Annotated in this window: 22 protein-coding genes; 18 read left to right on the top strand and 4 right to left on the bottom strand. The window is 56.4% G+C overall.

All coding sequences use genetic code 11. From position 1 onward, the window contains the following. Positions 1-67: 67 nt before the first annotated feature. From ACFSO0_RS17435 to ACFSO0_RS17415, 5 genes are all read left to right on the top strand, one after another. Complete coding sequence (locus ACFSO0_RS17435) at positions 68-856, top strand: SDR family oxidoreductase (RefSeq protein WP_376882350.1); 789 nt, start codon at positions 68-70, stop codon at positions 854-856. A 51-nt stretch (positions 857-907) separates the two neighbouring features. Continuing rightward, on the top strand, positions 908-1399 hold the full coding sequence (locus ACFSO0_RS17430) for a YajQ family cyclic di-GMP-binding protein (RefSeq protein WP_376882347.1): 492 nt from the start codon (positions 908-910) through the stop codon (positions 1397-1399). A 90-nt stretch (positions 1400-1489) separates the two neighbouring features. After that, a complete protein-coding gene (locus tag ACFSO0_RS17425; protein ID WP_376882345.1) occupies positions 1490-1957 on the top strand; it encodes a hypothetical protein in 468 nt (155 codons plus the stop codon). Positions 1958-2072: 115 nt separating this feature from the next. Next, complete coding sequence (locus tag ACFSO0_RS17420) at positions 2073-3731, top strand: AMP-binding protein (RefSeq protein ID WP_376882342.1); 1659 nt, start codon at positions 2073-2075, stop codon at positions 3729-3731. A gap of 28 nt (positions 3732-3759) precedes the next feature. Further along, positions 3760-4263 carry a GNAT family N-acetyltransferase gene (locus ACFSO0_RS17415; RefSeq protein WP_376882340.1) on the top strand — a complete coding sequence of 168 codons (504 nt, stop codon included), beginning with the start codon at positions 3760-3762 and terminating at the stop codon, positions 4261-4263. Positions 4264-4356: 93 nt separating this feature from the next. On the opposite strand, the gene leuD is transcribed toward ACFSO0_RS17415, so the two are convergent. After that, positions 4357-4944, bottom strand: coding sequence for a 3-isopropylmalate dehydratase small subunit (gene leuD / locus ACFSO0_RS17410; protein ID WP_376882338.1), 588 nt, complete (start codon positions 4942-4944; stop codon positions 4357-4359). Beyond that, positions 4944-6374 (bottom strand): 3-isopropylmalate dehydratase large subunit, encoded by a 1431-nt coding sequence (gene leuC, locus ACFSO0_RS17405; RefSeq protein WP_376882336.1) that lies wholly within the window; start codon positions 6372-6374, stop codon positions 4944-4946. Before leuC ends, leuD begins: the two co-directional genes overlap by 1 nt. 115 nt (positions 6375-6489) lie before the next feature. Here leuC and ACFSO0_RS17400 point away from each other — a divergent pair, with 115 nt between their 5' ends. The 10 genes from ACFSO0_RS17400 (at position 6490) to ACFSO0_RS17355 (ending at position 18060) form a co-directional block, all read left to right on the top strand. Further along, on the top strand, positions 6490-7377 hold the full coding sequence (locus tag ACFSO0_RS17400) for a LysR family transcriptional regulator (RefSeq protein ID WP_376882334.1): 888 nt from the start codon (positions 6490-6492) through the stop codon (positions 7375-7377). A 108-nt stretch (positions 7378-7485) separates the two neighbouring features. Continuing rightward, complete coding sequence (locus tag ACFSO0_RS17395; protein WP_376882332.1) at positions 7486-7833, top strand: thioredoxin family protein; 348 nt, start codon at positions 7486-7488, stop codon at positions 7831-7833. Positions 7834-7869: 36 nt separating this feature from the next. Beyond that, on the top strand, positions 7870-8778 hold the full coding sequence (locus ACFSO0_RS17390) for an RluA family pseudouridine synthase (protein WP_376883247.1): 909 nt from the start codon (positions 7870-7872) through the stop codon (positions 8776-8778). A gap of 60 nt (positions 8779-8838) precedes the next feature. After that, on the top strand, positions 8839-10005 hold the full coding sequence (locus ACFSO0_RS17385) for a YheC/YheD family endospore coat-associated protein (protein ID WP_376882330.1): 1167 nt from the start codon (positions 8839-8841) through the stop codon (positions 10003-10005). A 334-nt stretch (positions 10006-10339) separates the two neighbouring features. Beyond that, complete coding sequence (locus ACFSO0_RS17380; protein ID WP_376882327.1) at positions 10340-10789, top strand: hypothetical protein; 450 nt, start codon at positions 10340-10342, stop codon at positions 10787-10789. Positions 10790-11234: 445 nt separating this feature from the next. Further along, entirely contained in the window at positions 11235-12233 is a 999-nt protein-coding gene (locus ACFSO0_RS17375) for a thiamine pyrophosphate-dependent dehydrogenase E1 component subunit alpha (protein ID WP_376882324.1), read from the top strand. Positions 12234-12262: 29 nt separating this feature from the next. Beyond that, entirely contained in the window at positions 12263-13297 is a 1035-nt protein-coding gene (locus ACFSO0_RS17370) for an alpha-ketoacid dehydrogenase subunit beta (protein WP_376882322.1), read from the top strand. 27 nt (positions 13298-13324) lie between these two features. After that, positions 13325-14584, top strand: a complete 1260-nt coding sequence (locus ACFSO0_RS17365; RefSeq protein WP_376882320.1) for a dihydrolipoamide acetyltransferase family protein — start codon at positions 13325-13327, stop codon at positions 14582-14584. Positions 14585-14597: 13 nt separating this feature from the next. Further along, positions 14598-15977 (top strand): dihydrolipoyl dehydrogenase, encoded by a 1380-nt coding sequence (lpdA, locus tag ACFSO0_RS17360; RefSeq protein ID WP_376882318.1) that lies wholly within the window; start codon positions 14598-14600, stop codon positions 15975-15977. A gap of 166 nt (positions 15978-16143) precedes the next feature. Next, positions 16144-18060 (top strand): sigma-54-dependent Fis family transcriptional regulator, encoded by a 1917-nt coding sequence (locus ACFSO0_RS17355; protein WP_376882316.1) that lies wholly within the window; start codon positions 16144-16146, stop codon positions 18058-18060. Between the two features lie 108 nt (positions 18061-18168). Here the strand turns inward: ACFSO0_RS17355 and trhO are convergent, their stop codons facing one another. Next, complete coding sequence (gene trhO, locus ACFSO0_RS17350; protein ID WP_376882313.1) at positions 18169-19116, bottom strand: oxygen-dependent tRNA uridine(34) hydroxylase TrhO; 948 nt, start codon at positions 19114-19116, stop codon at positions 18169-18171. A gap of 199 nt (positions 19117-19315) precedes the next feature. Here trhO and dut point away from each other — a divergent pair, with 199 nt between their 5' ends. Further along, positions 19316-19852, top strand: coding sequence for a dUTP diphosphatase (gene dut / locus ACFSO0_RS17345; protein ID WP_376882310.1), 537 nt, complete (start codon positions 19316-19318; stop codon positions 19850-19852). A gap of 112 nt (positions 19853-19964) precedes the next feature. Here dut and ACFSO0_RS17340 read toward each other — a convergent pair whose 3' ends face one another. Then, a complete protein-coding gene (locus ACFSO0_RS17340) occupies positions 19965-20267 on the bottom strand; it encodes a DUF3846 domain-containing protein (protein ID WP_376882308.1) in 303 nt (100 codons plus the stop codon). Positions 20268-20391: 124 nt separating this feature from the next. On the opposite strand from ACFSO0_RS17340, the gene ACFSO0_RS17335 reads away from it, so the two are divergent. Next, on the top strand, positions 20392-21630 hold the full coding sequence (locus tag ACFSO0_RS17335; RefSeq protein ID WP_376882306.1) for an NAD(P)/FAD-dependent oxidoreductase: 1239 nt from the start codon (positions 20392-20394) through the stop codon (positions 21628-21630). Positions 21631-21913: 283 nt separating this feature from the next. Beyond that, positions 21914-22984 carry a sulfate ABC transporter substrate-binding protein gene (locus ACFSO0_RS17330; protein ID WP_376882304.1) on the top strand — a complete coding sequence of 357 codons (1071 nt, stop codon included), beginning with the start codon at positions 21914-21916 and terminating at the stop codon, positions 22982-22984. Positions 22985-22992: the final 8 nt, after the last annotated feature.

Genomic DNA, 22992 nt, shown 5'->3' with positions numbered 1-22992 from the left:
AAAGTTCTGTAGAATAAAAGCGAAGTCATAAGGATAGACTGAAAGGCGTCATGAAAGGAGAATGGACATGGATTTGCAATTGCAAGACAAGACGGCGATCGTTCTCGCCTCGTCAAAAGGACTGGGGAGGGCGACCGCCATTTGCCTCGCCAGGGAAGGTGCGAACGTGACCATTTGCGGCCGCGATGAAGCCGCGCTTGCGGTCGTGCGGGCGGAAATCGAGCAGGAGACAGGCAGGGCACCCCTCGCCGTGACCGCCGACGTGACCCGCGACGAAGACATCCGGCGTGTGGTGGACGAGACCGTGCGCCATTTCGGCGGCGTACATATTTTGATCAACAACTCGGGCGGCCCGACCCCAGGGACATTCGACCAGCTCTCCGACGAGCACTGGATCAACGCCTTCGAGCTGAATCTGCTCAGCTACGTACGCGCCATCCGCGCTGTGCTCCCGCATATGCGCGCCAATCAGTTCGGCCGGATCGTCAATTTCGCTTCGTCGTCTTTCAAACAGCCGCTGGATAATCTGATCCTCTCCAACACGTTTCGCACAGGCGTGCTGGGATTGGCCAAGACGCTGTCCGCAGAGCTCGGCCCAGACGGCATCCTGATCAACACGGTCGGGCCAGGACGGATCGCGACAGACCGCGTGAAGCAGCTGGACGCACTGGATGCACAGAAGCGAGGGGCAGACGCCGACGAAGTGCGAACAAGATTTGAAAAGATGATCCCGCTCGGCCGCTACGGTCAGCCGGACGAGTTTGCGCGCATGGTCACCTTCCTCGCCTCGCCTGCCAACAGCTACGTGACCGGACAATCGTTCCTCGTGGACGGCGGACTTGTGCGGGCCATCTAGCTGCAGGCGAGTCTCGGGGCTACTTTCGGAATATCGGAAAGGGGTCTTTGCATGAGCAAGGAAAGCTCGTTTGATATTGTCTCAAAGGTCGATCTGTCGGAAGTCAGCAACGCCGTCCATACAGCACTCAAGGAAATCGAGAACCGCTTCGACTTCAAAGGGAGCAAAAGCAAGATTTCGCTGGAGAAAGAAGAGCTGGTCCTCGTCTCGGACGACGAATTCAAGCTCAGCCAGGTCAAAGACATTTTGCTCGGTAAGCTGGTCAAGCGTGACGTTCCCATCAAAAATCTGGACTTCGGCAAGGTGGAGCCGGCGGCAGGCGGTACGGTGCGCCAGCGCGTCAAGCTGATCCAGGGCATCGACAAGGAAAATGCGAAAAAAATCAACAGCATCATCAAGGAGGTCGGCCTGAAGGTCAAGACGCAAATTCAGGACGACCAGATCCGCGTAACGGGAAAAAGCAAGGACGATCTGCAGCAGATCATCCAGGCGCTCCGCAAGTCAGACCTTCCGCTGGATGTGCAATTTATCAACTATCGCTAACTGCTAGAAATTTTTGCTTCTAACTCTCTGTATTTTCGCGTATGCATGTACAAATAAGTGACAAGCACGAGCGAAAGGGAGAGTAGAGACATGAAGGTCTTTATCATCAGTATGCGCAACCTCATTCTGGGCGGGATCGTCTTCCTGGTCGTACTGGTGGCGGGCATCGTGTTATTGGTAAAAGACCCGCTGCACGCCTCTGATCCGTATCGATCGGCAGACGAGAGCGTCACCGCGTCGACTGTACCTATGGAGCCGCCGACGGGCTCGGCAAAGCCATCCTTGAACATGGATATCAAGGTGGACGGGACTACCGCAGAAGTTTCGCTGCTCACGAAAAACTTCCAGTTTGTCCCGGACGACATGAGCCAGCAGCCGGTGTTTGGCCAGGGCCACGCGCATCTGTTTATCGACGGCGAAGCGAAAGGCATGATTTACCAACCGGAATTTTTGCTGAAAAAGCTGCCCAAGGGCGAGCACGAGCTGCGAGTGGAGCTCAACTACAGCAACCATTTACCGTACAAGATCGAAGCTACGCAAAAGTTCGTCGTGAAGTGAGGAAAATGCGTTCCGATCACGGGACGCTTTTTCTTTTTCCAGGAGGAATACGCTGGAGAAGGGCGAATCATTCCATTGAAAGATTGGAATCGTCTGAATATTCGGAGGTGTTTACATGCTGCGCGAGATTACAATCGGTGATTTGTTGGATGAGACGACGAGCCGTTATCCGGACAAACAAGCGCTCGTTTATCAGCAGAGTGGACTTTCCTACTCGTACTCCCAGTTCCAGCACATTTGTAACCAGGCAGCGAGAGGCTTCATGTCCCTGGGCATTCAAAAAGGCGAAAACATCGCCATCTGGGCGACCAATGTGCCGGAGTGGGTCATCACCCAGTTTGCAACCGCGAAGATGGGCGGGGTGCTGGTGACGGTCAATACCAGCTATCGGACGCATGAGCTGGAATACTTGCTCCGGCAATCGGAGTCGACGACGCTGCTCCTGATTGATTCGTACCGGGATGCAAGCTACCTGGAGATGATTCGGGAAATATGTCCGGAGCTGGCCGAAGCCGAGCCTGGGCAGCTGCAATCGGCGCGCCTGCCTCACTTGAAAAATGTCATCTACATCGGCGAAGAGCGTCAGCCCGGCATGTTTTTGTGGAGTGATCTGTTCGAGCGGGCCGGACAGGTCAGCGAAGAGGAGCGCATCGCAAGGCAGCAGACGCTGTACCCCGACGATGTGATCAATATGCAGTACACCTCCGGGACAACAGGTTTTCCGAAAGGGGTCATGCTTTCCCACCGCAACATCGTCAACAACGCGATCAAGGTCGCCCAGTGCCAGCGGCTTGGCGAGCAGGACAAAGTGTGCATTCCGGTTCCGTTTTTTCACTGTTTCGGCTGCGTGATGGGGACGCTCGCATGCGTGGCAACAGGAGCGACGATGGCACCTGTCATCGCTTTCGATCCCGGGACCGTGCTGGAGGTCGTGGAAAAAGAGCGCTGCACGGCTCTGTACGGCGTTCCGACGATGTTCATCGCCGAACTGAACCACCCGACGTTTGCACAGCGCGATCTCAGCTCCTTGCGCACAGGGATCATGGCTGGCTCGCCCTGCCCGATCGAGGTCATGAAAAACGTCGTCCACAAAATGGGGATACGCGATATTACCATTGCCTATGGGCAGACGGAGTCCTCTCCGGTCATTACGCAGACCGTGCCCGAAGATTCCATCGAGCGCAAGGTGACGACAGTCGGACGGGTCCACGAAGGCGTCGAAGCGAAAATCATCGATCCGGTCACAGGCGAGACATTGCCTCCGGGCGTCCAGGGCGAGCTGTGCACGCGCGGCTATCTGGTCATGAAAGGCTATTACAACATGCCCGAGCAGACGGCGAAAGCTATCGATTCGGAGGGCTGGCTGCACACCGGCGATCTGGCGACCATGGACGAGGAAGGCTACTTCCGGATCACCGGCCGCTTAAAGGACATGATCATTCGAGGCGGCGAGAACATCTATCCCCGCGAGGTCGAGGAGTTTCTGTATACCCACCCGAAAATTTTGGACGTGCAAATCGTCGGCGTCCCTGATCCGAAATACGGCGAGCAGGTGCTGGCGTGCATCCGCGTGAAGCCGGGCGAGACGCTGACAGAAGAGGAAGTGCTGGCTTACTGCGACGGCAAGATCGCCCGCTTCAAAATTCCGAAGTACATCCAGTTTGTGAACGAATACCCGATGACGGCCTCCGGCAAAATCCAGAAGTTCAAATTGCGCGAGCAGGCGCTCCAAGCATTCGGGCTAATGGAAGCGGACGGAAGCGAGACAGCCTAGTGGGAAAGCAGCGAGAGAGGGGCAAGGGATGGAGATCAGACAGCTTGGGCCGGAGGATGCAGAAGCTTTTGCTGCAATAAGACTCGAGGCCCTGCAAAATGAACCGAACGCGTTCGGGGCAACGTACGAGGACGAGAAAAAGCGAACGCTCGCGGAATGGAAGGAAAGATTTACGGCACCAAGGGAAAGTGGCTACTTCGGAGCCTTAGTGAATGGAGAAATCGTAGGCACGATCGGCTACTTCCGGCAAAAAGGAAAGAAAGTACGGCACAAGGCGGCGATCGTTTCCATGTACGTGAGGGAAGCGCATCGCGGCTCAGGAATGGCGGCAGGGCTGATGAACGCCGCCTTGGCGTACTTGCGTGAACTCGGTGACGTCGATCAGGTGCAGCTTGCTGTCGTCGCGTCCAATCCCGCAGCGGTTCGATTTTACGAAAAAATGGGATTTGCCGTGTACGGGTTGGAGAAGCGAGCCTTGAAAGCAGGGGACACCTATTTCGATGAGCTCCTCATGAATCTGTTTTTGGAATAGCGTGGGATCGTCCGTCCCAGATAGAAAAAGCGAAGGCACAACCTTACCCGTGCCTTCGCCTCTCTTTTGTTTGCCAATCAACAATTGTGCCGCTTAGCGCCTGGCCGCCTCGTAGGCGGCAATCTTGTCTTCGTGCTGCAGGGTAAGCCCGATGTCGTCGAGGCCGTTCAACAGGCAGTAGCGGCGGTAAGGATCGACTTCAAACTTATAGCAGAGTCCGTCATTGTCTTTTACGACTTGCTCGTGCAGGTCGATCGTCAACTGATAGTTTTCCCGTCCCTCGGCACGCTTGAACAGTTCATCTACCTGTTCTTCGCTGAGCTTGATGGGCAAAAAGCCGTTTTTGAAGCAATTGTTGTAGAAAATGTCCGCGAAAGACGGTGCGATCACAGCGCGGAAGCCGTAGTCGGTGAGGGCCCAGGGAGCATGCTCGCGGGAGGAGCCGCAGCCGAAGTTGTTGCGGGCCAGCAAAATGGTCGAATCTTTGTACGCCGGTTGATTCAGGACGAACGATTCAATGGGGCTGCCGTCTACATTGAAGCGCCATTCGTAAAAAAGGAACTGGCCAAAACCGCTGCGCTCGATGCGCTTCAAGAACTGTTTCGGGATGATGGCGTCTGTATCTACGTTGACACGGTCGAGCGGGGCGACGAGTCCGGTATGGATGACAAATGGATTCATTATTGGAATACCTCCTTGCTCGCGTTTTCCTTTTTCCATTCGCGCACGTCTACGAAGTGGCCCGCGATGGCTGCCGCTGCTGCCATTTCCGGGCTGACGAGATGCGTGCGTCCGCCGCGTCCCTGACGGCCTTCAAAGTTCCGGTTGGAGGTGGAAGCGCAGCGCTCGCCCTCCGAGAGAATGTCCGGGTTCATGGCGAGGCACATCGAGCATCCGGATTCGCGCCAGTCAAAGCCGGCTTCCTGGAAGATGAGATGCAAGCCTTCTTCTTCGGCGCGCTGTTTGACTGCCTGTGAACCAGGGACGACCATGGCGTGAACGGAAGGGGAAACCTTGCGTCCTTTTGCCACTTCAGCCGCTTTGCGGAGGTCTTCGATGCGGCCGTTGGTACAGGAGCCGATAAACACGCGGTCGATTTTGATTTCGCTCATCGGTGTGCCAGGCTCAAGCCCCATGTAGGCGAGAGCGTCTTGTGCCGCTTTGCGCTGCGCGGCAGTTTCAAAGGATGCGGGATCTGGCACCGTGCTGGTAATGCTCGTACCCATGCCCGGGCTTGTGCCCCAAGTGACTTGCGGAGCGATCTCGGACGCATCGATTTCCACGACGGTATCGAACTCTGCTCCTTCGTCCGTGCACAGCTGCTTCCAGGCCTCGACCGCTGCGAGGAAGTCTTCGCCTTGCGGAGCGTAGCGCCGGTTTTTCAGGTAGGCAAAAGTCGTTTCATCCGGGGCGATCAGACCGGCGCGGGCACCGCCTTCGATCGTCATGTTGCACACCGTCATGCGCTCTTCCATCGTCAGCTTGCGGATAGCTTCTCCGGTATACTCGATGACGTAGCCCGTAGCGAAATCAGTACCGTATTTTGCGATAATCGCCAAAATCAAGTCTTTTGCGCTGACGCCGAAAGGAAGCTCGCCGTTGACTCGCACTTCCATCGTTTTGGGCTTGTGCTGCTGCAGGCATTGCGTCGCCAGAACGTGCTCCACTTCGCTCGTGCCGATCCCGAATGCGAGCGCGCCGAAAGCACCGTGAGTGGACGTGTGGCTGTCGCCGCAGACGATCGTTTTGCCGGGGGTGGTGAGGCCGAGCTCAGGGCCGATGACGTGCACGATCCCTTGGTCCGGGCTGTTCAGGTCTGCCAGCGTAATGCCAAACTCCTTGCAATTTTCAGTCAATGTTTCCATCTGCTGACGGGAGATCGGGTCTTTGATGTTGAAACGGTCTGCTGTCGGCACGTTGTGGTCCATCGTCGCGAAGGTCAGGTCGGGGCGGCGAACCTTGCGTCCGGCCATGCGAAGTCCTTCAAACGCCTGCGGGGAAGTGACTTCGTGAACGAGGTGCAGGTCGATGTACAGCAGGCTTGGTTTTCCAGGCTCCTCATGAATCACGTGATTGTCCCAAATCTTTTCAAACATGGTGCGAGCTTTCATAGTGTGGATTCCTCCTTCGTGCGAAACTCTTATCAAGGTTGTATCATGGCAAAGGAAATAGTACAAAGATATAATAATTATGAGAAGGATAGTTTTTGCCTATCGGGAGGTTTTTATGGAGTTACGACAAATTCGCTATGTGCTGGCAGTGGCCGAAGAACGCAGCTTTTCCCGAGCCGCCAACCGCTTGCACCTGGCCCAGCCATCGCTTAGCCAACAGATTGCCAAACTGGAAAAACTGCTCGGCGTCAGCTTGTTCCATCGGCTGCCCCAGCATGTGGAGCTGACAGATGCGGGTCAGCGGTTTGTCCAGGTGGCGCAGACCTTGGTCGACATGTCGGAAGGACTGGAGCGGGAGATGCGCGCTTATGCCGTCGGTGAGAGCGGCAAACTTTTGGTCGGCAGTCTCCCTATTACGGGAGCGTACGTCCTGCCTCGGGTCATCTCTGCTTTTACCCAGCAGTTTCCCGGCGTGGAGCTGCAGTTGATAGAGGATACGTCCAGCCATCTGGAGCAGCTGCTGGTGCGAGGAAAGATCGACGTCAGCCTCTTGACCATGCCGATCAGCGACCCGTCGCTGGAAATTATACCGGCGATCAACGAGGACATCTTTCTGGCCTTGCCGCCGCAGCATCCGCTGGCGGACAGAGAGGAGATCGACCTCGCGGAAGTTGCGGATCAGCCGTTTATTTTGCTCAAGGAAGGGCAAGGCTTCCGCACGATCTCGCTGCGGCTCTGTGAGCAGGCCGGCTTTCGTCCGCGCATCGTGTTTGAAAGCAGCAACATCCAGACCGTGCAGTCGCTGGTGGCCGCAGGTATGGGGCTGTCTTTCGCGCCGAAAATGATCGCACTTGCCCCGGGAACAGTGGCACCGCCTGCATACGTGCGCCTGACTTCCAAGCCGTATCGCACCCTCGTCGTGGCGTATCGCAAGGACCGTCCGCTGTCCCGTCCGGGGGAAGCGTTCGTGCAGAACCTCGTGGAGCAAGGGGCGCATATTTGATGGGAAGAGGCAAGCCGGGCTGTTTGGCCTGCTTCGACACTTCCGAATACACATTCGCGCTGCGATTGTGATACACTATGTCAAGAACATTTCTGGGAGGGAACAGACATGAGAGAAGTAAAGACCGAAGTCGATTTTGAACAAGCTATTTCCTCTGCCAAGCCGGTAGTGGTGAAATTTTATACAGACTGGTGCCCGGACTGCCACCGAATCGATCCGTTCATGCCAGCCGTGGAAGAAAAGTACAAGGCGGAGCTGGACATGATCGCCGTGAACCGCGATACGCTGCCGGAGCTGTCGCAAAAGCTGGACGTGTTCGGGATTCCGAGCTTCATCGCTTTTCAGGAAGGCAAGGAGCTGGTGCGCTTCGTCAGCAAGCTGGGCAAGAGCCGCGAGGAAATCGAGCACTTTCTCGATCGTGCCATTCAGGTGAGCAAAGGATTGGAGCAAGCCTGAGGAGCAGGCACGACAAAGCAGGGAGACATGACAACGATGCAAGCCATGAAAAAAGAAGGGGAGTGGCTCGTCACGCGCTTGACTGCCGCCGACGCCGACGCTCCAATCGGAAACCTGCTCAGAGAGGGATGGAAGCTGCCTCGCAAGCAGGTCCATCTTTTGTTTCAGCATAAAGAAGTGCTGCTCGACTGTCAGGCTGCTATGCAGCACGCAACCGTCCGGGAAGGACAGGAGCTTCGCCTGCGCCTGTGCCAGCCTGAGCCGCTCGGGATTGAGCCGATCATGCAGCCGCTGTCCGTCCTGTACGAAGACGATCATCTGCTGATCGTGGAAAAAGAGGCAGGAATCCTTTTGCATCCCACGGAGCCGCAGCATCGCCGCACGCTCGATCACATGGTGGCGGGCCACTTATCCCGGACGGGTCAGCAAGTGAAAGTCCGCCATGTGCACCGCTTGGACCAGGATACGTCAGGAGTCGTGCTGTACGCAAAGCATCCGTGGGCGGCGGCCTTGCTGGACGAAATGCTGCGGGAGCGCACGATCACAAGGACCTATGTAGCATTCGTCCACGGTCAGGTAGCCAGGGACAGCGGTAAAATCGATGAACCGATCGGCAAAGACCGCAATCACCCCACCCGGCGCCGCGTGACGCCGAGTGGCGACAGAGCCGTCACCCATTACAAGGTGCGACAAAGGTACTCGCACGGGACGCAGATCGAATGCAGGCTGGAGACGGGGCGCACACATCAGATTCGCGTCCACCTCAGCTACATCGGGCATCCGCTCATGGGCGACGCTTTGTACGGAGGACAGCGCGATCAGATTGCGAGACAGGCTCTGCACGCCGAACGGCTACGGTTCGAGCATCCGTTTGGCGGCCAGCTCGTGGAAGTGTCGGCTGCGCTGCCGACCGATCTGGCGGCATTGGAAAAGAAGCTGCGATAAGTGCCCCCGTCAGCCTGAACAGAATAAACTGCCAGGGAGGAATCGAGAGGTGGTGGAGTGATGAAACGACCCATTATCGGCGTTCTGACCTGGCGGGAAGGAAAGCGTTTTGCGGAACCGGCCTATTTCCGGCGGCTGCTCCGGGCGGGGCAAGAGTTGGGAAGCACGGTCTTTTTGTTTTCCCCAAAGGATGTGCTGGCCGGGGGAAAGCAGGTGCGGGGATTTGTACTGGACGCGAACGGACGTTGGCAGGCGCGTATTTTTGACCGCCCGGACGCCGTCTTTGACCGCTTTCGCTATACCCCGACACAAGCCTTCAAAGAGTACGTGGCGTTTCGGCGCACGAGCAACTTCTTGTACGCCAACAACCGTTTGGCCAACAAATGGCGCGTGCATGAGGTGCTGGAGCGGGACGAGCGGATGCACAGATGGCTGCCGGAGACCTTGCTCTACAACCGCGCCAATCTCGTAAAGATGCTGGGGCGGCATTCGTTTTTGTACGTCAAGCCGCTGAACGGGACGGGCGGACGCAACATCCTGTCCATCGAGCGGTCGGAGCAAGGCTATCGCCTGCTGGGGCGAGACAGGAAGCGGGCAAAAATTTCGACGATCATCAAGCAGCCGGCGGCGTTGCAGCGCTTCGTGGATCGCTGGACAAGGGCGGAAAAATTCATCGTGCAGCAAGGGCTGCGTCTGCAGCTCGTGCCGAAGCGGGCGGTCGACATGCGTCTGCTGATCCAAAAAGACGGCAATGGCGACTGGTGCGTCACGGGACACGGCATGCGGGTTGGAGGAGAGCGCAGTGCCACGTCGAACCTGCACGGGGGCGGCAAGGCGATGCCTGTTCCGGAGTTTTTGCGCCCACGCTTTGGAGAGGCGCGCACCGCTGAAATCGTGCGAGACTGCGAGCAGCTCGCCTATCAGACAGCAGAAACGCTGGAGAATCACTTCGGTCGGATGGTGGAATTCGGCCTGGATATCGGCATCGATGTCAACGGACGTCCCTGGCTGATCGAGGTTAATCCGAAGCCTGCGCGAGAAGTGTTCCGCGAGATGGGGGCGCTCAAGCAGTACAGACAGGCGATTAGCAGGCCGTTGGAATACGCGATGTACCTGGCCCGGACGAGGGGGCAAGAGGAAAAAGAGCGAAAGTATGCACGCATATCTGAGGCGCAGAGGGAGCATGCTAAAGCGGGAAGCAAGGCTTCGCAATTGCGGGGGAACTGAAAAGCGCACGTTGTAACAGACTGCAGCGATCGTTGCGCAGATGATGGGAAAGCCGGACCGGCAGCAGGTTCGGCTTTTGAGTTTGCCGCAGCCGAGGGTGGAAAATGAATTGGCAAGCATAGTTACATAATTTTTATTATGTTAACAAAATGCATATCTGATAGCAAGAGCAAGTCTATCGGGGCAGGGCTGCCTGCAGGCGATTGAGAGAGTGGACACGCGAAAAAGCAGGAGATCCCGCGCCTTATCACGAATACATTCCTTTGCCATTCACGTTCGCATGAATACCTACCCCGGATTTTTGGCGAGAATGGCGAGTGAAGGAGTGATCAACGTGGAACAACTTCTGCAGCTGGCGAAAGATTACTGGCCGGTGGCGCTTCTCATCGTCGTCGCCATCATGGCAGCCCAGTGGATCGTGCGCAGGCTCTTTCGCATCATTTCCCTGTTTGTGGTCATTGGCGTCGTGCTCGTCCTCTTCTTCCAGTTCAGCCCGGAAGAAGTGATCCAGATGGGACGGAAAACGGTGCAAGCCACGCAGGAGGTGGTCGACAAGACGATCAAGCCTGTGCTGGATAGAGAACTTGCGAATGCAGACATTTCGTTTCAGCCGGATGGCAGCTATGAAGTCAGGACGGCGAGCATTCGAATCGTAGGGAAAAAAGGCGAGTCCAAGGCGACCGTTTATTACAAGGATGAAAAATGGGAAGTGGACATCGGGCAATTGGGCAAGGTGTTCCAGGATCGGCTCGGCAAGGCCGAACAGGAAGGGAACACGATGTAGGGACCGGACAAAAGGAAGACGCAATCTCTCAGGAGTTGCGTCTTTTTTTGTGCGAGATTCGGGCTGCAGGTCAGTACCTTTTTCCTCCCCCCAAACAAGAGGCGCGGCGCTGGTCGTCATTCTGAACGAACAAAATTTGCAGCTGAAGCCTTCCTGGTATAACGCCGGGAAGGTTTTTTGGCGTTTTACGCACATGTTCCTTCACGAGCTTTCCAAAAAGTGCGCTCGACCCCTTAATCCCGTCAGTCCGTCCAAAGGCACGCGTTGAGCCCGTGTACAAAAGGAGACAAAACGAGACAGGTGTCCACTTTTGTTCCCTGCAAATAGGAAAGCGGATACAAAAAAGCGCGATGCGACCGGCTTCGGCAGTTGGCATCCTTTTTGCGTTATCTCCTTTGTCAAAGACTTGACCTCAACCAAACATGTTCGAGGAGGAGATACGCAAATGACGAAAGTGGATCAGCAAGTCAAAGGGATTCCGTTGTCCCGTGAAAAGGCCGCCTGGATGTACCAAAAAATGCTAGAGATCCGGAAGTTTGAGGACAAGGTGCACGATCTGTTCGGACAAGGGAAAATCCCCGGATTCGTCCATTTATACGCCGGGGAGGAGGCCATCGCGGTGGGGCTTTGCGCGCATTTGGACGACCAGGACACCATTACCAGTACGCATCGCGGCCACGGCCACTGCATCGCCAAAGGGTGCGACCTGAACCGCATGATGGCGGAGATTTACGGCAAAGCCACAGGGCTTTGCAAAGGAAAGGGCGGCTCCATGCACATCGCCGATTTGGACAAAGGAATGCTCGGAGCAAACGGCATCGTTGGAGGTGGCTATCCGCTGGCGTGCGGTGCTGCTCTGACAGCGAAGTACAAACAGACAGGCGCTGTCAGTGTCTGCTTCTTCGGTGACGGAGCGAACAACCAGGGGACGTTCCACGAGGGCATCAACCTGGCTGCCATCTGGAAGCTACCCGCCGTGTTTGTCGCGGAGAACAACGGATATGCGGAAGCCACGCCGTTTACGTACGCCTCCAGCTGCAAAACGATCGCGGACCGCGCCATCGCCTACAACATTCCCGGCATCCGGGTGGACGGCAAAGATGTGCTGGCCGTGTACCAGGCGGCACAGGAGGCGATCGAGCGAGCGCGCCGGGGAGAGGGGCCGACGCTGCTCGAGTGCGTGACGTATCGCAACTACGGCCATTTTGAGGGCGACGCCCAAAAGTACAAGAAAGAAGAAGACAGGAAGGCGCATTTGTCGGAAAAAGACGCGATCAACAAATTCCGCAAAGATTTGCTCGACGGAAAGCTGTTTTCAGAAACCGAGCTGAATGAAATCGAAGCAGCGGTTGACAAAGCGGTCGAGGAAGCAGTCGCGTTTGCGGAAAACAGTCCGTATCCGCAGCCGTCCGAGCTGCTGACAGACGTATACGTATCATACTGAACCGATGAGAGCAAAGGGGGAAGGCGAACATGAGCCAAAAAATGAGCATGTCGCAGGCGATCAACGAGGCGATGAAACTCGCCATGCGCAGGGACGAAAACGTAATTTTGATGGGCGAAGACGTCGCCGGGGGAGCACAGGTCGACCATTTGCAGGATGAAGAGGCATGGGGAGGCGTGCTCGGGGTGACGAAAGGGCTCGTCCAGGAATTCGGCCGTGAGCGCGTGCTGGATACGCCAATTACCGAAGCGGGCTTTGTCGGTGCGGCGATGGCTGCTGCGGCCACGGGTCTGCGTCCGATTGCGGAATTGATGTTCAACGACTTCATCGGGAGCTGCCTGGACCAGGTGCTGAACCAGGGGGCCAAGTTCCGGTACATGTTCGGGGGTAAGGCGCAGGTGCCGGTGACGATCCGTACGATGCACGGCGCCGGATTCCGGGCAGCGGCGCAGCATTCGCAAAGCCTGTATGCGCTGTTCACGGCCATTCCGGGTATCAAGGTGGTGGTTCCGTCCACCCCTGCCGACGCGAAAGGGCTGCTCTTGGCATCCATTGAGGACAACGACCCCGTGATCTTCTTCGAGGACAAGACGCTCTATAACATGACAGGTGAGGTGCCGGACGGTTATTACACCATTCCGATCGGCAAGGCGGACATCAAGCGCACCGGTTCGGATTTGACCATCGTCGCGATTGGCAAACAGGTGCACACGGCTCTTGAAGCAGCGGAGCAGCTCGCCAAAAAAGGAATCGAAGCAGAGGTCGTCGATCCGCGCAGCCTGTCGCCGCTTGACGAGGATGCGATTCTGGACTCCGTGAAAAAGACGAACCGGCTGATCGTCATCGACGAGGCGAATCCGCGCTGCAGCATCGCGACAGACATTGCGGCCTTGGTCGCGGACAAAGGCTTCGACAGTCTGGATGCGCCGATCAAACGGATCACGGCACCGCATACGCCGGTACCGTTTTCACCAGTGCTGGAAGATTTGTATTTGCCGACGCCGCAAAAAGTGATCCAGGCAGTTTCCGAACTGCTCGGCGACAAATCGCTGCTTAGCGTCTGATCCAGAACGAAAACGGAGGGAAAACCGATGGCAGTAGAAGTGCTCATGCCGAAGATGGGAATGGCGATGAAAGAGGGAACGGTTTCCCAGTGGAATAAACAGGTCGGCGATCTCGTATCCAAGGGTGAAGTAATCGCCAGCATCAGCTCAGAGAAAATCGAGGCGGATTTGGAGGCGCCAGCCGACGGCGTCTTGCTGAAAATCGCTGTGCCAGAGTGGGAGGGAGTGCCGCCGGGGACGGTCATTGGCTATATCGGGGAGCCTAGCGAGCAGATTGTACAAGAAACGGCCGCAACGGCGACGGTCGAGATGGGTGCGCCCGAGAAAAAGGAGGAGCCCGCGGCGACGGATGAGGCGCCCGCGATCGGGGAAAATCGGGCGAGCGGAAAGGAAGTGAAAATTTCCCCGGTCGCACGCAAGCTGGCAGAGGCTGCGGGTCTCCCCGTAGGATCGCTCGTCGGAACAGGTCCAGCGGGGAGGATCACCAAGGAAGACGTCGAAAAGGCGATCGCGGAACGGGAAGCGAAGCAGGAATCGGCAGCAGAAGAAAAGCAGTCAGCGGGCGTCTCCGCAAAAGCCGCCGTCACTTCCGAGGAAACGGTGGAGAAGCTGCCGGTCACAGGCATGCGAAAAGTGATCGCTTCCCGGATGCTGGCCAGCTTGCAGGAAAGCGCGCAGCTTACCATCACGGCACGGGCTGATGTCACGGAGCTGATCGCTTTGCAAAGGAAGATGAACGAGTTCACGCAAAACGAGTATGACACAAAGCTGACCTTGACCGATCTCATCGCGCGGGCGGCGGTTCTGTCGCTGCAAAAGCACAAGGAAATCAACAGCGCCTTCATCGATGACCGCATCCATCGTTTCGGGCACGTCCACCTGGGCATAGCCGTTGCACTGACGCAAGGGCTGGTCGTACCAGTCGTTCGGCATGCCGAAACCGTCTCATTGCTTGAGCTCTCTCGCCAGATCAAGGCGCTGGCTGCGCAGGCGCGGGAAGGGACTCTCGGCATGGAAGCGATGCAAGGCTCTACCTTCTCCATCACGAACCTTGGCGCGTACGGCGTCGAGTTCTTCACCCCTGTGCTGAATCCGCCGGAAGCAGGCATACTTGGCGTGGGTTCCGTACAGGATACGCCGGTATTCATCGGCGAACAAGTCCAGCGGCGGAGCATTCTCCCTCTTAGCTTGACGTTCGACCACCGTGTACTGGACGGGGCGCCGGCAGCCGAATTTTTGCAAACGCTGCGTAAATATCTGGAAGAGCCGCATCGGATGCTCTTGTGAAGGACGTGACGGGATGAGTGCGATTGCCATAATCGGAGGAGGGCCAGCAGGCTACGTCGCGGCGATTGCCGCAGCCAGGCAAGGGAAGCAGGTCACCCTGATTGAGCAGCAAGCATTGGGCGGAACCTGCCTGAACGAAGGCTGCATGCCGACCAAATCGCTACTGGAGTCCGCCGAGATGGCCGAGAAAGTACAGCACGCGGGCCGTTTTGGCATCCGGTTGCCGGAGAAGGGCGTATCCATTGATTGGCCGGGCGTGCAACAGTATAAAAACGAGATCGTACAGCAGCTTGTCACGGGAATCGGCTTTCTCATGAGAAAAAACAAAGTCAGGGTGATCTCGGGCAAGGCACGCTTCATCAGCCAGCACCAGATCGCAGTGGAGAAGGAACAGGGAGAAGAAGGGATAGAGGCCGAAAAGTTCATCATCGCAACAGGCTCGGAACCGATCGCCCTGCCGTTTGCGCCGTTTGACGGCAGATGGATCATCCACAGCGGACAGGCGATGTCGCTCTCGGCGATTCCGCAGACGATGCTGATCATCGGCGGAGGTGTCATCGGCTGCGAGTTTGCCAGCATCTACAGCCGCATGGGAACCCGGGTCACGGTAATTGAAATGGCGGATCAGTTATTGCCCGGCGAAGATGCGGATATCGCAGGACTCCTGCAAGAACAGCTGGAATCTGCGGGAGTCAAGATCTTGACTTCCACATCGGTGACAGCGGTCGATTGGCAGACGAAGACCGTTCGTTACAAAAGCCCGGATGCCAGCGGGGATGCAAAAGCAGAAGTCGTGCTTGTCGCCGTCGGCAGAAAACCGCGGACGGGAGGCCTGCAGCTGGAGCAAGCCGGTGTGGCGTACGGCAAGCAAGGCATTTTCGTAAACGAGCACATGCAGACGAACGTGCCGCATATTTACGCATGCGGGGATGTCATCGGGGGCATCCAGCTCGCCCACGTCGCTTTCCACGAAGGAACGGTGGCCGCCTTGCACGCGTGCGGTCTGGACGCCAAAGCCAATTATCGGGCCGTACCGCGCTGCATCTACACTGCGCCGGAAATCGCCAGCGTCGGCCTCACGGAAAAGCAGGCCAGGCTGCAATATGGAGACGTGCGTATCGGGGAGTTCCCTTTTTCCGTCAACGGCAAGGCCATGATTCTCGGTGAGACGGTCGGAAAGGTGAAGGTCATCACAGAGCCGATCTATCACGAAATACTGGGTGTGTCCATTGTCGGCCCGCGCGCGACAGAGCTGATCGGGCAAGCAACGGTCATGGTTCACGGGGAAATGACGGCGGATATGATGGAAACGTTCATTTCTGCCCACCCGACGTTGTCAGAAACCATTCACGAAGCCTTTCTGTCTGCCATCGGTCATGCCGTGCACGCCTGAAGCACCAGTACCAGCAAAATGCCCCCTGTGATCCGGGAGGGCATTTTGCTTTACAGCCATTGTAAACGCTGCCATTATTGATTAGAATTTAGACAAAGAGCGAGCGACGTAGTATACATTCTGGCACGAGTTACTTCAGGCGAGTTACTGGGGGAGGGAATGTATCTTGTTTGAATCAGCATGGAGTTCACAGACGTGGAAGCGGTTTGTCCAGGAAGGCGTGCTGGATTCTTCGCGGATTCACCAAGCCATCGTCGAATCCTGGTATCGCTCCCGGAACGCCCAGGTCAGCCCGTACCTGGATCGGGGAAGGCACATACTAAGCGGCGAATCCCTCCAGCGTCAACGGCAAAAGAACGCTTTGCTTACGGATATTGCGGCCCCGTTCCTCGAAAAAATGGATCGAATGGCGAGAGAGATGGGAATGATCGCGCTTTTGATCGATCCGGAAGGCTACGTGCTTTCGATGAAAGGGAGCGAAAATGTCCGGGAGATCGCCCAAAAAATACGATTCGTAGAGGGCGTGCGCTGGACGGAAGCCGAGATGGGGACAAACGCGATCGGCACGGCGCTGTCACTCGGGCAGCCAATTATGGTCACCGGTTCGGAGCACTATTCCATCGCTTCTCATGGCTGGAGCTGTGCGGCTGCTCCGATCCGCAACGATGACGGGGAGGTTCTGGGCATCCTCGACGTTTCGTGCCCGCTCGACAGGGCGCATCCGTATATGCTAGGGATTGTCACCCAGGCGGCCTATACGCTGGAGAAAGAAGTGAAGCTCCGCTCACAACGCGACGAGATGGAATTGCTGCAGCGTTCGATGGAAGTGCTGGAAAAGGAGCAGCCGCTCGTCATTTGCACCCCGCGGGAAAGCGTCGTGGCGGCGAGCAAGTCGATTCGTCAGAACATTCCGAATTGGCGCGGGATGCGTGTCGATGAAATTTACCTTTGCGGGTATCGCAATCGGATGGAGGTGCCGATTTGCTCGGCGGAGCACGGCCGTTTTATCGGCAAATGCATCTACCTGCTGAAAGCGGAGGAGCAACAGGCAAGGCCTGTCTTCTATCAGGACAAAGGTTGGTCCGTCACGGGGCCGTTCCGGTTTCTCGGCGAGGCAGGCACGAGCCGTGTATTCCGACAGACGCTGGAAGAGCTCGGGCGGGTAGCTTCCGCAGATATCCCTGTTTTTGTCCTGGGCGAGACAGGCACCGGCAAAGAGGTGATTGCTCGTTCGATCCATGAGAACAGCAAGCGGGCAGGCGGGCCGTTCGTTGCCGTGAACTGCGGCGCGATCCCGCGAGACCTGCTGGAAAGCGAATTGTTCGGGTATGTGGAAGGGGCGTTCAGCGGGGCGAAGAGAACCGGGGCGAAGGGCAAATTCCAGCAGGCCAATCAAGGCACCATTTTCCTGGACGAAATCGGGGAAATCTCGCATTCCATGCAGGTGGCGCTGCTCCGCGTCTTGCAGGAGCGGAAAATTACTCCATTGGGCGGCAGCCAGGAAGTTCCCGTCGATTTTCGCGTAATCGCAGCCACGCACCGCAATGTCCATCAGCTGGTCAAGGAAGGCAAGTTCCGCGAAGACCTGTTTTATCGCCTGTACGTATATCCCGTGCATGTTCCGGCACTTAGGCAGCGCGCAGAGGACATTCCGCACCTCGTTCACCATTACTGCGAAAAGCATGACTGGGACGTTGTGTTCCCTCCGGAATTTTTTGCCACGCTGATGGATTACAGCTGGCCAGGAAACATTCGCGAGCTGATGAATGTGCTGGATCAATTGCGGATTCTCGCCATGAACAGCGCCGACGACATCCTGCATTTTCTGCATTCCTTGTTCGATCAAAACAGAGCGCTTGGCAAAAACGACGCTTCCAGCCTTGACTTTCCCGAACAGAGGGCGGAAGAGGACCGGGTTTCTCTTACGTTTCGTGACAAAATCCTGCAGCAGCAAATGGTCGAGGCGCTGCAAAAGACGAACGGGAATGTGTCGAAAGCGGCAAAACTTTTGGGAATTCCCAGGAGCACGTTCTACAAGCGCATGAACCGGTTTGTAGAAACGGCAAAACCTCCGCGCAGCTAAAGTCCACCCCCTGAAAATCCGCATTGGAAAAGCAACCAGCCATCCGTACATGCAAAAAAGCTGACTCCACACGGGAATCAGCTTTTTTTGCTCTGCGGAAAACAGTTGTTACGATTGCGTCGTGCCTGCCGCCGCGAGCTTTGCCTGTTCTTCGGCTTCCACGTAGCGGTTGCGCGGATGTTCGCGGCACTCGTCCGAGCAGGAGCGCTTGTATTTGACTTCGCATTCCGGGCAGCAGAAGTGTTGTTTGTTGCAGAACGGGTTAGCGCAGTTTACATAGCGGTCTTCCACCTTGCCGCAGTAGTAGCAACGGCCGATGACGACATCTTCCTCGGTGCGGTTGACCGGCACGGAAATGCGCTCGTCAAACACGTACAGTTTGCCATCCCACAGACGGCCTTTCACTTCCGGATCTTTGCCGTAGGTGACGATTCCGCCGTGCAGTTGGTACACGTCCTGGAAGCCTTGGTCAAGCAGGACGCCGGTCAGCTTTTCGCAGCGGATGCCGCCTGTGCAATAGGTGAGAACTTTTTTATCTTTGAACTGGCTCATGTTCTCGGCGATCCACTCAGGGAACTCGCGGGAAGAATCGACTTCCGGACGGATGGCGCCGCGGAAATGACCCAGGTCGTATTCATAGTAGTTGCGTCCGTCCAAAATCACGACGTCATCGCGCTGCATCATTTCGTAAAACTCTTTTGGAGTCAAATATTTGCCAGTTTTCTTGTTCGGGTCGACGTCGTTTTTCAGCCGCCATGTCACCAACTCTTTTTTCGCACGGACGAACATCTTTTTAAACGCGTGCCCATCCACCTCATCTATTTTAAACCAGATATCCGCGAACCGCGGGTCTTTACGTACGTATTCCATGTAAGCATCCGTCTGTTCGATCGTGCCGGATACCGTTCCGTTAAGCCCTTCCGGAGCTACGATAATGCGGCCCTTCAGACCAATTTCCTTGCAAAATTGCAGATGCTCTGCAGCATACTCCTCGTAATTTTCAACCGGGGTATACTTGTAGTACAGCAAAACGCGATAGGGCTTTTGTACTTGCAATGTACAGTCCACCTTTCTTTACTTATATTGATTTTTTTCATGCAACGGAGATTATATCATATCAGAAACGATAATGCTCAGAAAATGTGAGGGATTTGTGAGGATTCTATGAAATCGGGACGAGGACGCGCCTTGCTGGAAGGGGGGGCTTCCTGTAAACTATGAGAGGATAAAAGGCTGACAGAGGAGAGACCATTGGATGAACATGACGAGCGACCGAGTAGCTGTACAAGTGAAAATAAAAAAACTCCATCCGGATGCGGTTGTCCCCAAATACGCACGCGCCATGGACGCAGGCTTTGATCTGGTGGCCGTAGAAGACGTGTTGATCGCGCCGGGACAGTCTGCGAAAATTCCGACGGGACTGGCGTTTGCCTTGCCGGAAGGCTTCGAGCTGCAGGTGCGCCCGCGCTCCGGGATCAGCGCGAAGACGAAGCTGCGCCTGTCGAACGCGCCGGGAACCGTTGATGCCGGTTACCGCGGGGAAGTGTGCGTGCTCATCGACAACATCCGCATACCCAGTGCAGAACGCAAAAACAGCTGTCTGGATGCGGGAGAGAAAGAAACGCCAGTGGAAGAGCCGGTCGATCCCAACAGCTATTTGATCAGAAAAGGGGACCGGATCGCCCAGGGCGTCATCGCGATTGTCCCGGTCGCACAATTTGCAGAAGTGGACGAGCTGGATGAGACAGAGCGCGGTGCCGGCGGTTTCGGCAGCAGCGGCATCCAGGGCTGAACGGACAGAAAAAAGCCCCTTCCATGACGGGCGGTTGATCCCGAGCGGATCGCTCCCGTATGGAGGGGCTTTTCATTTTTGCCTGCGGGCAGCAAGTCGTGCGCCAAGACGCCTACACCTTCGCCGTCAGGAACCGGTCGATCCGCAACAGATCGTCCGGCGTCAAGGACTGGCCGTCTGCCTTGACAAAGACACATGTCCCGTACACCCAGTCCAGGTATCCATCCGTGGTGACAGGGAAATTGTTCGCTTCCACGCCGCGTGCGTCTTCGTTTACGATGAGAGAAATACCTGTGAGGCCATCATCAGAAACGACCTCATAAGCGCCGCCGATGAGCTCCTCCAGGTCGTTCATCCCGGACACTTCAGCCGGGACACCCGCCTCGTGCGGACGTTTGACATAGACGGTAATCATATTCGTTCACTCCTTTGTCTTCCCCTCCATCATACCCGATTCGGGCGGGAGAAGCGACAGGGCGAGGGATGCAGCCTTCGCCATTGGTTATCCTAAAGAGAAGTACGGATGAGGAGAACGACACATGAAGCTGATGAACGGAAAATTGTACTGGCCGACGACCCTCCCCAACCCGCCTCGCTATCCGGCCCTAGACACGGACATGGCATGTGATGTCGTCATTGTAGGAGGCGGCATCGCCGGGGCATTGTGCGCATACTACTTGATGAAACACGATGTGAAAATCGCGCTGCTGGAAAAGCGTCAGATCGGGGGAGGCAGCAGCATGGCGAATATCGGGTTGCTGCAATTTGCCAGCGACAAGTCGCTGACCTCCTGTATTCATTCGTTCGGGGAAGTGAAGGGAACGAGATTTTACCAACTGTGCAAGCAGGCAATCGATCAGTTGGAAGCCATCTCGCATGAAGTCCAGCCGTTCCCCGACTTTCAGCGAAAAGACAGCCTTTACTACGCAAGCAGCCCGGAGGACCTCGATGCGCTGCGAACGGAATACGCGCTATTGAAGCAGCATGGGTTTCCTGTGTCCTTTTGGGAACGTGCAGACATCGAGAGACATTGCGCCTTTTCCAAGCCCGGGGCCATTTACGCAGGCGGGGATGCCCAGATCAACCCGTATCGGTTGACGGCAAGCATCATTGCGGCAGTAGCTGCGCGAGGGATGAACGTATTTGAAAAAACGGAGTTCGTACACGTCAAGGCAGATGCCTGCGACATGCTCGTCTACACGGAGAAGGGACATCGGATACGCTGCAAGAAAATCGTGTTTGCGACCGGCTACGAGGCGCAGGCCATGAAGCGAAACAGAAACACCAAATTGTCCAGCACTTCCGCGATTGTGACGGCGCAGGTACCGGCATTGCACCGATGGCCGAATACCTGCCTGATCTGGGAAACGGCCAGACCGTACGTGTACATACGCTCGACCCGTGACGGGCGGATTATTGCAGGCGGCATGGATGAGCCGGTTACCGACCCGCAGAAGCGGGAAGCGACGCTATTCGGCAAACGGGACAAGCTGCTGGCTCGCGTGGCGGAGCTGTTTCCGCACATCCCGTTGACAGCGGAGTTCTTTTGGTCTGCGGCCTTCGCCTCGACCCATGACGGGTTGCCGCTGATCGGCGCACAGCAGGACGAGCCGGACTGCCTGTTCGTCCTTGGCTACGGGGGCAACGGAACCGTTTATTCGACCATCGGTGGACAGATCATTGCCGACCTCATCGTAAAAGGAAAGCACCCTGACGCGGAACTGTTCAGCCTGGAACGGACGAGATTTCCATCTGCTGCTGCCCGCCCGCGACTGTAACGGATGTTGTCGATTTGACAGTCCGTTTTTTGTGTTCGCCTAAACACCCGCACCGCTCGCCACAAGGGCAGGCACAGGCTCTTCCGCAAAGGGAGGGCTTTTTTGCATGCAGCAATCACAGCCCATTTTTTAGCCTGGGCGAAAGACACCCGAACTTCGCCTGGCACATAGGCATAGTGTAGATGGGAAAAATGGTTGACAGGAAGCGATGGGAATGTATAATTCAGTATAAACAAACTAATCCGATTAAAATACTCAGGATTGCAGAGGAGTGAAAAATTCCATGATCAAGACTTTCCATCCCATCCAGACATTATGGAAACGAGTAGGCATCATCGCGCTGGCTGCTGTGATCGGCGGATGCTCGGCAGCGACGACGGCGCCTGACGGCGAGAATGCAAAGACGGATGCAGATGCGCCTCCCGCAATAGAGCTGCTAAACGTCTCCTACGATCCGACCCGCGAGTTTTACCAGGATGTGAACAACGCATTTGCCGCCGAGTGGAAGCAGAAAACGGGGCAGACCGTCACCATCAAGCAATCGCACGGTGGCTCGGGCAAGCAGTCGCGCTCGGTCATTGACGGCTTGGAAGCGGATGTCGTGACACTCGCGCTGGCATATGATATTGATGCGATTGCGGAGCGGGGCCTGATCCCGGCAGACTGGCAAAAGAGATTGAAGGAGAACAGCTCGCCGTACACTTCGACGATCGTCTTCCTCGTGCGCAAAGGAAACCCGAAGCAGATCAAGGATTGGGACGATTTGATCAAGCCCGGCATTTCCGTCATCACTCCGAATCCGAAGACTTCCGGCGGGGCGCGCTGGAACTATCTGGCGGCCTGGGGTTATGCGCTGGAAAAATACAACCACGACGAAGCGAAAGCCAAGGAATTCGTGACCAAACTGTTTAAGAACGTGCCCGTTCTGGACTCCGGAGCGCGCGGCTCGACGACGACTTTCGTGGAGCGCGGCATCGGGGATGTGCTGATCGCCTGGGAAAACGAGGCGTATCTCGCAGTAAACGAGCTGGGGAAAGACAAGTTCGAGATCGTCAACCCGTCGCTCAGCATTCTGGCGGAGCCGCCGGTCACTGTCGTGGACAAATACGTAGATAAGCATAAGACGCGGGAAGTAGCGGATGCCTACCTGCAGTTTTTGTACAGCCAAAAAGGGCAGGAGCTGGCAGCCAAACATTACTACCGTCCACGCAGCGAAGAAGTGCTGAAAGCCCACCAGCCAGCCTTCCCGGACATCAAGCTTCACACCATCGATGAATGGTTCGGCGGGTGGACAAAAGCCCAACAGGATCATTTCTCTGATCAAGGCGTCTTCGATCAGATTTACAAACCATAATCACTCAT

The organism is Brevibacillus sp. GCM10020057 (assembly GCF_042683565.1).
Lineage (GTDB): Bacteria > Bacillota > Bacilli > Brevibacillales > Brevibacillaceae > Brevibacillus.
The sequence above is the reverse complement of the archived record's forward strand: the minus strand, read 5'-3'. Positions and strand labels throughout refer to the sequence as shown.